Source organism: Leisingera sp. F5 (assembly GCF_001593695.1).
In genome coordinates this window covers 58,175-70,872 of record NZ_LUKH01000018.1, presented here as the reverse complement: position 1 = coordinate 70,872, position 12,698 = coordinate 58,175, and the positions used below count along the sequence as shown (strand labels likewise).

Annotated in this window: 12 protein-coding genes; 10 read left to right on the top strand and 2 right to left on the bottom strand. The window is 63.3% G+C overall.

Annotated features, from left to right (window positions below; all coding sequences use genetic code 11):
• Positions 1–2 precede the first annotated feature (2 nt).
• Both A2I95_RS14150 and A2I95_RS14145 read left to right on the top strand, forming a co-directional pair.
• A complete protein-coding gene (locus A2I95_RS14150) occupies positions 3–1,559 on the top strand; it encodes a trimethylamine methyltransferase family protein (RefSeq protein ID WP_291730496.1) in 1,557 nt (518 codons plus the stop codon).
• 1 nt (position 1,560) lies between these two features.
• Positions 1,561–2,232 carry a TetR/AcrR family transcriptional regulator gene (locus tag A2I95_RS14145; protein WP_291730494.1) on the top strand — a complete coding sequence of 224 codons (672 nt, stop codon included), beginning with the start codon at positions 1,561–1,563 and terminating at the stop codon, positions 2,230–2,232.
• Between the two features lie 127 nt (positions 2,233–2,359).
• On the opposite strand, the gene speB is transcribed toward A2I95_RS14145, so the two are convergent.
• Entirely contained in the window at positions 2,360–3,325 is a 966-nt protein-coding gene (gene speB, locus A2I95_RS14140; protein ID WP_291730492.1) for an agmatinase, read from the bottom strand.
• 128 nt (positions 3,326–3,453) lie between these two features.
• Between speB and A2I95_RS14135 the strand changes: the two genes are divergently transcribed.
• The 4 genes from A2I95_RS14135 to A2I95_RS14120 all read left to right on the top strand — a co-directional run bounded on the left by A2I95_RS14135 (position 3,454) and on the right by A2I95_RS14120 (position 5,537).
• A complete protein-coding gene (locus A2I95_RS14135; protein ID WP_291730490.1) occupies positions 3,454–4,347 on the top strand; it encodes a LysR family transcriptional regulator in 894 nt (297 codons plus the stop codon).
• 242 nt (positions 4,348–4,589) lie between these two features.
• Positions 4,590–4,721: a hypothetical protein gene (locus A2I95_RS14130; protein WP_291730488.1), complete on the top strand. Its 132-nt coding sequence runs from the start codon at positions 4,590–4,592 to the stop codon at positions 4,719–4,721.
• A 100-nt stretch (positions 4,722–4,821) separates the two neighbouring features.
• Entirely contained in the window at positions 4,822–5,361 is a 540-nt protein-coding gene (locus tag A2I95_RS14125) for a hypothetical protein (protein ID WP_291730486.1), read from the top strand.
• Positions 5,286–5,537 (top strand): TonB-dependent receptor, encoded by a 252-nt coding sequence (locus A2I95_RS14120; RefSeq protein ID WP_291730484.1) that lies wholly within the window; start codon positions 5,286–5,288, stop codon positions 5,535–5,537. The genes A2I95_RS14125 and A2I95_RS14120 overlap by 76 nt, the downstream gene beginning before the upstream one ends.
• Before the next feature lie 67 nt (positions 5,538–5,604).
• On the opposite strand, the gene A2I95_RS14115 is transcribed toward A2I95_RS14120, so the two are convergent.
• A complete protein-coding gene (locus A2I95_RS14115; RefSeq protein WP_291730483.1) occupies positions 5,605–6,474 on the bottom strand; it encodes a LysR substrate-binding domain-containing protein in 870 nt (289 codons plus the stop codon).
• A gap of 115 nt (positions 6,475–6,589) precedes the next feature.
• Between A2I95_RS14115 and A2I95_RS14110 the strand changes: the two genes are divergently transcribed.
• The 4 genes from A2I95_RS14110 (at position 6,590) to A2I95_RS14095 (ending at position 12,594) form a co-directional block, all read left to right on the top strand.
• Positions 6,590–7,627, top strand: coding sequence for a sterol desaturase family protein (locus A2I95_RS14110; protein WP_291730480.1), 1,038 nt, complete (start codon positions 6,590–6,592; stop codon positions 7,625–7,627).
• A gap of 366 nt (positions 7,628–7,993) precedes the next feature.
• Positions 7,994–9,502, top strand: coding sequence for an FMN-binding glutamate synthase family protein (locus tag A2I95_RS14105; RefSeq protein WP_291730479.1), 1,509 nt, complete (start codon positions 7,994–7,996; stop codon positions 9,500–9,502).
• A gap of 36 nt (positions 9,503–9,538) precedes the next feature.
• On the top strand, positions 9,539–11,212 hold the full coding sequence (locus A2I95_RS14100) for an acetolactate synthase large subunit (protein WP_291730478.1): 1,674 nt from the start codon (positions 9,539–9,541) through the stop codon (positions 11,210–11,212).
• The gene (locus tag A2I95_RS14095; RefSeq protein ID WP_291730477.1) at positions 11,209–12,594 is read left to right on the top strand and encodes an aldehyde dehydrogenase family protein; all 1,386 of its coding nucleotides are present in this window, start codon (positions 11,209–11,211) and stop codon (positions 12,592–12,594) included. The genes A2I95_RS14100 and A2I95_RS14095 overlap by 4 nt, the downstream gene beginning before the upstream one ends.
• Positions 12,595–12,698 lie beyond the last annotated feature (104 nt).

The following is a 12,698-nucleotide window of genomic DNA, read 5'->3' as shown; positions in this document are numbered from 1 at the left end:
CTATGACCATCGAAAACACCAGCGCCGCCCGCGGACGCAGACGGCGGGGACGCGGGGGTGACGCCGCCCCTGCCCCGCAGCGCAACGTGAACTACCGCCAGCTGAAAAACCCCTTTCCGCTGATGGAGGTCTTCCCGGCGCATCAGATCGCGGAGATGCATGAAACCGCGCTGAAAATGCTGGAAGAGCTGGGCATGAAGGTGCTGCTGCCCGAGGCCCGCCGGATCTATGCCCAGGGCGGCGCCCGCGTCGATGAAGACACGGAAATGGTCTATATCGGCCGCGACATCATCGAGGCCGCGCTGGCCACCGCGCCCCGCTCCATCACCTGCCGCGCCGGGGCGCGGGAACGCGATATCACGCTGGAGCTGGGCAGCCTGGTGTTCCAGGCCGGCGCCGGCGCCCCCAATGCCACCGATCTGGAGCGCGGCCGCCGTCCAGGTTCGGCCCAGGACTATCTGGAATACCTCAAGCTCACCCATCACTTCGACGTCTTCCATATGATCTCGCCCCAGGTGGAGCCGCAGGACGTGCCGATGCATCTGCGCCACTATTTTACCACCGAGGCGCAGATGACCCGGACCGACAAGTTCCCGTTCATCTTCTCGCGCGGCACGCCGCAGGTGATGGACTGCTTCGAGATGATCCGCGATTTCCGCGGGTTGTCCGACGCGGAGTTCCAGGCGGAACCGCGCTGTTACACCATCATCAACACCAACAGCCCGCGCACGCTGGATATTCCGATGGCGCAGGGGCTGATCGACTTTGCCCGCCACGGGCAGGTCTCAATCATCACGCCCTTCACACTGATGGGAGCAATGGCGCCGATCACCGTGGCGGGCGCCATCACCCTCAGCCATGCCGAGGTACTGGCCGCCCTGACATTGACCCAGCTGACCAACCCCGGCGCGCCGGTGTGTTACGGCACTTTTACCTCTAACGTGGACATGAAATCCGGCGCGCCGGCCTTTGGCACCCCGTCGCATTTCCAGGCGTCCTTGGCAGCAGGCCAGCTGGCGCGGTTCCTTGGCTTGCCCTGGCGGTCGGCGGCGGGATCAGCCTCCAACACCAACGACGTGCAGGCGGCCAATGAAAACCAGATGGGTCTTTGGGGCTGCCTGATGGCCGGCGCCACGGTGATCATCCATTCAGCCGGCTGGCTGGAAGGCGGGTTGTCGGTCTCTTACGAAAAGCTGATCACCGACGCCGAGGTGCTGAGCATGGTTGCCGAGCTGTGCGCCGGCGCGCAGGCAGGCACGGACGAGATCGGCTATGACACTGCGATCAAGGAGGTGGAGCCAAGCGGCCATTTCTTTGCCAGCTCGCAGACCATGGCGCGGTATAATACTGAATTCTACGAACCCGTGGTGCATGACTACGCCAATTTCGGCACCTGGACCGAACGCGGCGGCCTGGATGCCAATCAGCGCGCCACCCGGGTCTGGAAGGAGATCCTGGCCCATGATACCCGGCCCAAGACTGATGAAACCCGCGTTGAGGCGCTGCAAGCCTTCATCGCCAAGCGCACCGCAGAAGGCGGCGCCCCGCCGGAGAGCTGACATGGCCAAACGCGCCGCCCCGCTGCTGCACCGGGACAACCCCGACAAGGAACCCCTCAGCGGCCATGTCAAAGTGACACCCGAGGACTGGCTGAACGTCGCCCGCGACTTGCTGATCAGCGACGGTGTTGCGGGGGTCAAGGTGCTGGCCATCGGCGAGCGGCTGGGGGTCTCGCGCTCCAGCTTCTACTGGTACTTCAAAAGCCGCAAACACCTGCTGGAGGCGCTGCTGGACGACTGGGAGACGCGCAACACCGATCCGATCCTGACCCATTGCGAATTGCCGGCCGGCAATATTTCCTGGGCGGTTTGCAATTTCTTCCGCTGTTTTGTCGATCCGGAGCTGTTCGACGCCAATCTGGACTTTGCGGTGCGCGAATGGTCGCGGCGCGACGGCAACGTGCGCAACCGGATCGATGCGGCGGATGCGCTGCGGCTGAAGGCTGTCACCGCGATGTTCATGCGCCATGGGTATTCGCCGTATGAAGCCGACTCGCGGGCGCGGATCCTGTATTTCATGCAATGCGGCTACCACGCACTGGAAGTGCGCGAACCGATGCAGGCCCGTACCGCCCGGCTGGAAGGATACCTGCTGGGATTCACCGGGGTGGCGCCGGATCAGGCGGCAGTGGCCGCAGCCCGGGTGTTTGCAGAAGGCAAGATGCCCGCTTGAGGCATTGGCGTTTGCGGCGGCGTCAGAAGCGAGGGGCCGGCCCCTCGCGCTCCCCGAGGTACTTTTGACCAGAAAGAAGCAATCGGGCCGGTCCAATAAATGCCTTGGCACGCCAACGGGAGGAAGCCTACTTCTTGTTGTGGAAGATGAAGCCGATGAAGTTCAAGAGCAGCTGCGCGGCCAGTATCTGGGTGCTTTCCGAAGGATCATAGGCCGGAGCGACCTCGACCAGGTCGATCCCGGCCACGTCGCCGCGTTTGCTGAGACCCTGCAGGATCTCCAGCACGTCGTAATACTGGAAACCGCCGTGGCTGGGAGTGCCGGTGCCCGGCGCGATTGAGGGGCAGAAGGCGTCGATGTCGATGGTGACGTAATAGCGCGCGCCTTCGGGGATACGCGCCAGCAGCGCATCCGTCCCCAGCTTGCGCACCTGACGCACGGATAGGATATCCGAGCCGCGCGCCCGTGCGTCCTCGTACCCCTCACGCGCAGTGGAGGAGACATTGCGGATGCCCAGCTGGGTCATACCGGAGACATAGTCCTTTTCAATCGCACGGCGCATCGGGTTGCCGTGACCATCCGTAACCCCATGTCGCATATCGACAAAATCCAAGTGTGCGTCGATCTGCACCACGTGGATCGGGCCGTTTTCGGCGCAATCTCCGGCGTAGGCACTGATGCAGGGAATGTTGATCGAATGATCGCCGCCGATGGTGACGGGCAAGGCGCCAGCCGCCAGGATCTTCTTCACCCCGTATTCGATATTGGCGTGGCTTTCTTCGGTCTTGGTGTGGATGATGTCGGCATCGCCCAGGTCGACGATGCGTACCTCTTCGCCCAGATAGGTGGCGTCGTCCTCGTGGTCGTAAGCGCCGGCATGGCCGAAGCTGAACAGCGTCGAGGCCTCGCGCACTGCGCGCGGGCCAAAGCGCGCGCCCGAGCGGAACTGGCAGCCGGAATCAAACGGCGCACCAAGGATGGCGACGTCAGCGTTTATGCTGTCCCAATCCTCGACGTAAGGTTTCTTGCCGAAGGTGGCGATGCCGACAAAGGGCAGGTTCAGGCGGCCGGCTTCGTAACCGTGTCCAGACATATGTCTCTCCATTTAAGGGTCTGGCGGCAACTCAGCACAGCACAATATGTGACGAAATATCATACTTCTTATACTCATATCAAATTTTTTCATGTAACGCCTGCATGACCGCCAGGGAGGACGGCCCCATGAAACTGCTGCGCAACACGCTGCTGGAAACTTTTGTCACCGTGGCCGACTGCGGCGGGTTCTCCGATGCGCAATATGCGCTGGGGATCACCCAGTCCGCCATCAGCATCCGTATCCGCGACCTGGAAACCGCGCTCGGCTACCGGGTGTGCGAACGCGGCCGCGGCGGGTTCCGGCTGACGGAACGCGGCGCCATCGCCTGTCAGAAGGCCCGCGGCATCCTGCGGAGCGCCCGCGATTTCGACGCCGAACTGCTGGAGCTGCGCGATACGGTCACCGGCGATCTGCGTATCGGCGTGGTTGATGCCGTGAGCAGCCTGCCCGGCCTCAACCTGGCCCAGGCCCTTCAGCGTTTTCTGGCCCGCCCGAACGAGGTGCGGCTGGAAATCGTTGTCGCCTCCCCCGCCGATTTGATCCAGCAGCTGATCTCCGGCGCGCTGAATCTGGCCATAGCGCCGTTCCGCAACCAGATCACGGACCTGTCTTATGAGCCGCTGTGCTGCGAAGAGCACCGGCTTTATTGCGGCCGGGACCACCCTCTGTTCACTGAGCCGGATACCCGGATCAACCCGCAGGAGATTGCAAGGTATCCGCTCTGCCAGCGCTCTTATGACAGGCTTGTCTCTCCCGGTCTTGGCCGCCCGGATCCAACTGCAGTGGTCGCCAATATGGAAGCAATGGCGATGCTGATCGAGACCGGGCAGTATCTGGGCCCGCTGCCGGTGCATTTCGCGGAAAGCCGGATCAGGGCAGGCCGGTTCCGGGAGCTGGCACACCCGCAGTTGCGCTGGCAGTCCGCCTTTTCGCTTGCCGTCCGGCACAGTCAGGTTCAGCGGCGTGCGGTGGAATTGTTTGGCCAGGATATGCGCGACGCCTGCAGCGCGGCCCTATAAAGCCCGGGAACGCCGGGCCAGACACATGTGCGGCACCCGGACTCCGCACAGCCGATTGACAGCGCTTTTCGAATTTGCATTTTGCGGCGACCCAAGGAAGCCCCCAGGCAAATCCAAGCCTTTTGCCAACAAACAGGCACCGGCCGGTGCATTGCGCCCTTTGAGCCGCAAACCTGGGACACCATTATGGCTTTCCAACCTGTGACCCGGCAGCCGCTGGCCGGCCCGCCCTACGCGCCCTCATGCGCCGTACCGCCCTTGGCGTTTGCGCCATTGCCGCCGTGCCCGCCGCCGCCCAGGATCAAGAGTTGGTCGAGCTGGCCCCGGTCATCGTCCGCGACAAGTTGCAATATGCGGGCGCCGTCGAAAGCTAGCTGGCGCTCGCCACCGAAACCGGGGTGAAATCCGGTGTGCCGCTTGCCGAGGTGCCGCAATCGGTTCCGGTTGCAACCTCCACCAAGCTGGAGCGGCGCATTGTACCGCGACGGGCTGCCGAACAAATCGCACAACTCTGCCAGCTTCAAGATCGCCCCCTACATCTTGGACCGGATTGATTACCAGCATCTGTACCTGGCCTCTACGGACTGCGCCACCGGTGACATGGGCTTTACCGCGCAAGCCAATGCCGAGGACGCCGATAACATCGGTGCCGACAACTATCTGGAGTGGAAAAGCGGCGGCAACAGCCTGATCGCCGGCGCCGGCTGCCAGCGCCGCAAGACGGCATACCGCCAGCATCTGGCCTATGGCGTCTATTCCGTCAGCTTTGCCGATCCGGTGTTCGATTTCGACGTCGCCCACCCGCCGTTGGCGGCATATACCCGCGGGGAATACACCGAAAAGGGCTTCTACCTGCAGGACCACTTCAAGTTCAGCAATGGCCTAGGCCTGCACCGCACCAGCTATCGCTGTGGCTGGATTACGATGCCTCGCAGCTTGTGCCCGGCCTCAGCATTGGCGGCGGGCGGCGGTATAACGACGATGCGTTCTCCACCCAGGACAATCTGCGGGTGACGCCGTCGTACACTCTGGCGGATCTGGCACTGCGCTATGAATGGCAGGAGATGGAGCTGAACCTGCGGGTTTCCAACCTGTTTGACCGCGGCTATGACAGCATTTGCTATGACAGCTACGGCTGCTCCCGCGGCCAAGGGCGCGCCGTGTCTTTCACGAACGGCAAAACCTTCTGACCCTTCGGGCGGCGCGGGGCAGCCTGCGCCGCCGCAGCCCGGCACCCGCCAAGGGACGCGGCGGGCACTACTGAAAGATCTCTTCCAGCCAGGCTTCAAACAATTGCTTTCCGGCATCCTGTTCTGCCGGCGCGGCCACCCCCAGCAAATAATGCGCCTGATCGACCGGCACCGGATCACCGGCAATTTCAATCCGCTTGCCGGTCCCGATCGCGGTGAGGGCAAAGCGTTCCAGCACCACCGCGTAACCGCCCCCCGCCGCGACAATCTCCAGCGCCGCCACCGTGGTATCGACCGCAAACTGCGCCGCATCGCCGGGCGGCACCAACCCATGCGCATTCAGATAACGCAGCAGCATGTCCTCGAACCCCAGGATCTGCACCAGCGGCCCCTGCCGCAGCTTTTCCGGCGTCAGCCTGCCGCCGCCCGCCGCGCAAACCGGCACCAGCCGCTCGGCTGAGATCTTGCGGGTCGCCACCCCGTCCCAGCCGCCCGAGCCGAAGCGCAGCTCGACATCCACCTGTTCCGGCGCCTCGGATCTGGCCCAGATGTTGGAGACCAGCCGTACCGAAATGCCCGGATGCCGCTTTGCAAATTCCGGCAGCCTGGGCGCCAGCCACAGCCCGGCGGTGGACATCTGCACCCGCACTGTCAGCATCTGCCCGGTCTCCGCTCCAAACAGGCTGGCAGTGGAAAACGCCATATCCCCCAGCGCCTGACGCAGCGAATAGGCATAGGCCTTGCCCATTTCCGTCAGCGCCAGCCTGCGCGCGGCGCGGGTGAACAGCTTGCAGCCCAGCTCCGCCTCCAACGAGCGCACATGCAGGCTGACCGCGGTCTGGGTCAGCCCCAGCTCCTGCGCCGCCACTGTGAAGCTCAGATGCTGCGCCGCGCTTTCAAACGAGCGCAGCCAGGCCAGATTAGGCAGTTTTCGCATTTATCACCAAAATTTCTTTGTGATTTTCCTTCGAATTACTCGTTTTACTTGGCGCAGACTATCCCCTTATTCCTGTTTTCAAAGCCGCAACCCGTTTCAGGCGAGGATTTCTCTGATGACCACCACCGACGTGAACACCGCCAGCCCGCAGGCAGAGCGCGCCGAGCCCGGCCCGATGAGCCGCGAATGGCATTGGCATCCGGACCTGCCGGTGAACCACGCCCCCTACTGGCACTGGCCGCCCGAACCCCGCACGCTGGCAAAATGGCTGTGGCAGAACTGGCTGCAGGTCTCCGACCGCTCAATCTATCTGGCGCTGGCTTTTGCGGTGGCCTACTGGCTGCAGCCGGTGACCGCAGCGCAGTCCGGTTTCGCCTTTGACTGGACCGCCATGGTCTTCCTGCGCAACTGGGGGCTGCTGCTGATCGTGGCCGGTGGGTTGCACCTGTGGTTCTATGGCATCGATGGTCAGGGCAAGCTGCTGAAATACGACCCGCGCCCCTACATGAAACGCAAGAATGCGCTCTATAAATTCGGCTATCAGACCTGGGACAACATCTATTACTCGATGGTCTATGGCGCGAGTTTCCTGTCGGTCCTGGAATGTTTCCTGCGCTGGACCTTCGCCAACGAATACATCGGCACCCTCAGCTTTGCCGCCCATCCGGTCTGGTTCATTGCCCTGTTCCCGCTGCTGGCCCTGTGGCAAAGCCTGCATTTCTACCTGGTGCATCTGTTCCTGCATCAGCCTTTCATCTACCGCCATGTGCACGCGGTGCATCACCGCAACGTCAACACCGGTCCCTGGTCCGGCATGTCGATGCATCCGGTCGAGGCCGCGGTCTTTCTCAGCGCCATCCTGATCGTACTGGTGCTGCCCAGCCATCCGGTCCACATGCTATTCCTCGGCTACTGGCTGGTACTGGGCGCGGCCTCGTCCCATTCGGGGTACGAGGCGATCTGGGCCCGCGACCGCCAGGCCCTGCTGCTGGGCGCTTTCTTTCACCAGCTGCATCACCGCTATTACGAGTGCAACTACGGCAATGCGGAAATGCCCTGGGACAAGTGGTTCGGCACCTATCATGACGGCTCTGAGGACGCGACCCGCCGCACCCGCGACCGCAAACGCCAGATGCACGCGCAGGGAAAGTAATCCCCCGGAACCGCCGCCGCACCAGAACGTCAGGCGCTGCGCAGCCCGGCCAGCCAAACCGGCCTCCCTGCACAGGGGGGGCCGGTTGATCTGTCTTGCGCGGGCCCAGCCGCGGCCGCCGCACCCGCAGGCTGGACAAGGTTCCCCCCCTTGCCGCACTATCCGGGTATTGGCCGCTCCGTGCGGAACCATTGCGCGATACCGCGCGTTCTCCTTTGCGACAGCAATCTGCCCGTCTCTGCGGCTCCAAAGGAAGTGATCACCCCGTGAATGCAATGCCCGTTACAAAGGCGCATTCTCTATAGGCAAAAACCAGGCCCGCGGAACCAACCGCGCCGCCAAACCTCCAAAGGAGCGACGGAACACATGTCCCAGATATCCAGCACCGTCCTGGCGCTGCTCGAATTCCTGTCTTATGCGTTCATTTTTGTCTTCGGCGTCGGCGTTTTGTGGCTGGTGGTGATCTACATCCGCGACAAGACCCAGACCGACAGCACCCTGCGCCGCAATTACCCGGTGGTGGCCCGTTTCCGCTATTTCTTCGAGCATATGGGGGAATTCTTCCGGCAGTATTTCTTTGCCCTGGACCGCGAAGAAATGCCGTTCAACCGTGCTGAACGCTCCTGGGCGTACCGCGCTGCTAAAAACGTGGATTCCACCGTCGCCTTCGGTTCCACCCGCGATCTGCGTCCCGCGGGCACGGTCTATTTTGCCAATTGCCCCTTTCCGGCGCTGGAACAGGACGCCAAGGACCCTGCGGCCGTCACCATCGGCCCCTATGCACGCACGCCTTATACCACCGCGTCGATCTTTAACATTTCCGGCATGAGCTATGGCGCCATTTCCGTTCCCGCCGTGCGGGCGCTTTCGCATGGCGCCAAAAAGGCAGGCATCTGGCTCAACACCGGCGAGGGCGGGCTGTCGCCCTATCACCTGGAAGGCGGCGCCGACATCGTGTTCCAGATCGGCACCGGCAAGTTCGGCGTGCGCAAGCCCGAGGGCGGCTTTGACGAGGATAAGCTGCGCGCGGTCGCGGCGCATGACACCGTGCGCATGTTCGAACTCAAGCTCAGCCAGGGTGCCAAACCCGGTAAGGGCGGCATCCTGCCCGGCGCCAAGGTGACCGAGGAAATCGCCGCCATCCGCGGCCTCACCCCCGGCGAGGACGCGATCAGCCCCAACCGTCACCCCGAAGTTGACTGCGTCGGCGACCTGCTGGACATGATCGCCTATGTCCGCGACGTGACCGGCAAGCCGGTCGGCTTCAAGGCGGTGGTCGGCGCCTATGGGTTTTTCGAGGGGCTGTGCCAGGAGATCCTGTCGCGCGGCGTGGAAAGCGCCCCGGATTTCATCACCATCGACAGTGCCGATGGCGGCACCGGTGCCGCCCCGATGAGCCTGATCGACAATATGGGCATGCCCCTGCGCGAAAGCCTGCCGCTGACGGTTGATATTCTCACGCGCTATGGGCTGCGCGAGCGGATCAAGGTCTGCGCCAGCGGCAAGCTGATCAACCCCTCCGAGGTCGCCTGGGCGTTCTGCGCAGGGGCGGATTTTGTCAACTCGGCGCGCGGCTTCATGTTCGCGCTTGGCTGCATCCAGGCGCTGCAGTGCAACAAGAACACCTGCCCCACTGGCATCACCACCCATGACCCCAAGCTGCAATTCGGCCTGGACCCGGCCAGCAAATCCGAGCGCGTCGCTTACTATGCCAAGAACATGAAAAAGGAGGTCGGCATCCTCGCCCACAGCTGCGGCGTCGCCGAACCGCGGTTGCTGAAACGCTACCACGCGCGGATTGTGATGGATAATGGCCGCTCCGTCTCGATGGAGGAGCTGTTTCCGGTTCCCGCGCAGCAGCACGCCGCGCAATAAGCCGCCCCTACGCAATTTCAACCAACAGGAGCCCCCATGTCCCAGACCCGCTCTGTGCCCCATTCCCCCGCCAAAGCCTCCGACCTGCTGGTCGCCGCGCTGGAGGCCGAAGGCGTCGAATACGTCTTTGCTGTGCCGGGCGAGGAAAACCTCGACCTGCTGGAATCCCTGCGCACCTCCAAGATCGAACTGGTGCTGACCCGCCATGAACAGGGCGCCGCCTTTATGGCCGCAACCTATGGCCGTCTCACCGGCAAGGCGGGTGTCTGCATGGCCACCCTTGGTCCCGGCGCAACCAACCTGGCCACCCCCGCGGCCTATGCCCATCTGGGCGGCATGCCGCTGATCATGATCACCGGCCAGAAGCCGATTAAGAAATCGAAACAAGGTCAGTTCCAGATCATTGATGTGGTCAATCTGTTTGATCCGATCTGCAAGATGTCCAAGCAGATCGTGCACGGCAACACCATTCCCGCACTGATCCGCGAGGCCTTCCGCACAGCTGAGGAAGAACGCCCCGGCGCTGTGCTGCTGGAACTGCCCGAAGATATCGCCGCCGAAGAAACCGATACCTCGGTCCTGCAGCCGCATCCCCGCCACTACGCGGTGGCCGGCGACGCGGTGCTGAATGAGGCGGCAGAAATGATCAGCAATGCCAAGATGCCGCTGCTGCTGGTGGGGGCCGGCGCCAACCGGCGCAAGGCGCGCTCTGCCTTGTGTGATTTTGCCGATCTGACACGGATTCCCTTCTTCAACACCCAGATGGGCAAGGGCGTGATCGACGAACGTTCGGACCTGTTCCTGGGCACCGCCGCGCTGTCCGACGGCGACTATCTGCATTGCGCCATTGAACGCGCAGACCTGATCATCAATGTCGGCCACGACGTGGTTGAAAAACCGCCCTTCTTCATGGTCGAAGGCGGCACCAAGGTGATCCATGTGAACTATAAGGCGGCCCAGGTCGATCAGGTCTATTTTCCGCAGGTTGAGGTGGTCGGCGATCTGGCCCAGACCATCACCCGGCTGGGGGATATCCTGGGCGGGCCGCTGGATTTCGACCGCGGCTACTTCAAGCGCATCAAGAAAGAAACCGACGTGCATATCGCCGAAGGCGCCGATGATCCGCGCTTTCCGGTGATCCCGCAGCGGCTGGTGGCCGACACCCGCAAGGTGATGGGCGACTGCGATATCATCGCGCTCGACAATGGCATCTACAAGATCTGGTACGCCCGCAACTACAAGGCCTATCAGCCCAACACCGTGCTTTTGGACAACGCGCTGGCGACCATGGGCGCCGGCCTGCCCTCGGCGATGATGGCAGCGCAGCTGAACCCGGACCGCCGGGTGATGGCGATCTGCGGCGACGGCGGCTTCATGATGAACAGCCAGGAGATGGAAACCGCTGTCCGGCTTGGACTCAACCTGGTGGTGACAGTGCTGAACGACAGCTCCTATGGCATGATCCGCTGGAAACAGGCGCACGCGGGCTTTGCCGACTGGGGGTTGGAGTTCGGCAACCCGGATTTCGTGCAGTATGCGGGCAGCTATGGCGCCACCGGCCACCGCATTGAACGCACCGAAGACCTGGCGCCAACCTTCGAGGCCGCCTTTGCCGCGGGCGGCGTGCATCTGATTGACGTGCCAGTGGACTACAGCGAAAATCAGCGCGTGCTGATTGATGAGCTGGCCGCAAAGGTGTGCCTGATATGAGCAAGACAATCGAGGTTGTGAACCCCTACTCGCTGGAACGCATCGGCAGCGTTGAAACAACCGGCTGGGAGCAGATCGACGCAATGCTGGACACGGCGCACGGGTTGTTCCGCCAGCGGGAGGGCTGGCTGCCGGCCTATCAGCGCATTGAAATCTTAAAGAAAACCGCCCGGCTGATGGAGGCGCGGTTTGACGAGCTGGCCTTGCTGATCGCCAGCGAGGGCGGCAAGCCGCTGGTGGACGCCCGCGTCGAGGTCAAACGCGCCATCGACGGGGTGGAGCTGTGTGTGCATGAGATCGGCCAGATGACGGGGCGGGAAATCCCGATGGGCCTGACCGAGGCAGGCGCCGGCCGCATCGCCTTTACCCAGCGCGAGCCGATCGGGGTGGTGGTGGCGGCCAGCGCCTTCAATCACCCGCTGAACCTGATCGTGCATCAGGTGGCGCCGGCCGTCGCCACCGGCTGCCCGGTGATCGTAAAACCCGCAGGGGACACGCCGCTGTCGTGCCAGACCTTTGTTGCGATGCTGCACGAGGCCGGGCTGCCGCAAGACTGGTGCCGTTCGGTGGTCTGCAGCAACGAGGTGGCCGAGCAGATGATCACCGACGCCCGCGTCGGATTCTTCTCCTTCATCGGCTCTGCCCGGGTCGGCTGGATGCTGCGCTCCAAACTCGCCCCCGGCACCCGCTGCGCGCTGGAACACGGCGGCGCCGCCCCGGTGATCGTGGCAGAGGATGCAGACATTGACGCAATGATCCCGGCGCTGGCCAAGGGCGGTTTCTACCATTCCGGCCAGGTCTGTGTTTCGGTCCAGCGGGTGTTTGCGCCTGCCGCCAAGGCCGAAGAAATTGCGCAGAGGCTGGCCCAGGCCGCACAGGCGCTGAAAGTCGGCGATGCCACCGATCCAAGCGTTGATTGCGGCCCGCTGATCCGTCCTGCCGAGGTTGACCGTGTCGAGGACTGGGTGAATGAAGCCGTGCAGGGCGGCGCCAAGGTCCTGACCGGCGGCAAGCGCCTGGGCGAGACCACCTATGCCCCCACTGTGCTGCTGGACCCGCCTGCCGAGGCCCGCGTATCGCAGCAGGAAATCTTCGGCCCGGTGATCTGCGTCTACAGCTCCGCCAGCATCCCGCAAGCGATTGAGATTGCCAACAGCCTGCCCGTCGCGTTTCAGGCCGCGGTCTTCACCAAAAGCCTGGACACCGCGATGCAGGCTGTGCAGCAGCTGGATGCCACGGCCGTGATGGTCAACGACCACACCGCCTTCCGCGTCGATTGGATGCCCTTCGCTGGCCGCCGCCAATCCGGCTACAACACCGGCGGCATCGGTTACACCATGCATGACATGACCCAGGACAAGATGGCGGTGATCAAACTCTGACACCGCCGTACCGGGGCGCGGCCCGAGACTGGCCATGCCCCGGCACATCCCGTTTCACCCTTTCAGCCCTGCCGCTCTGCCGTTATGACCGCCTCATCCCTGCA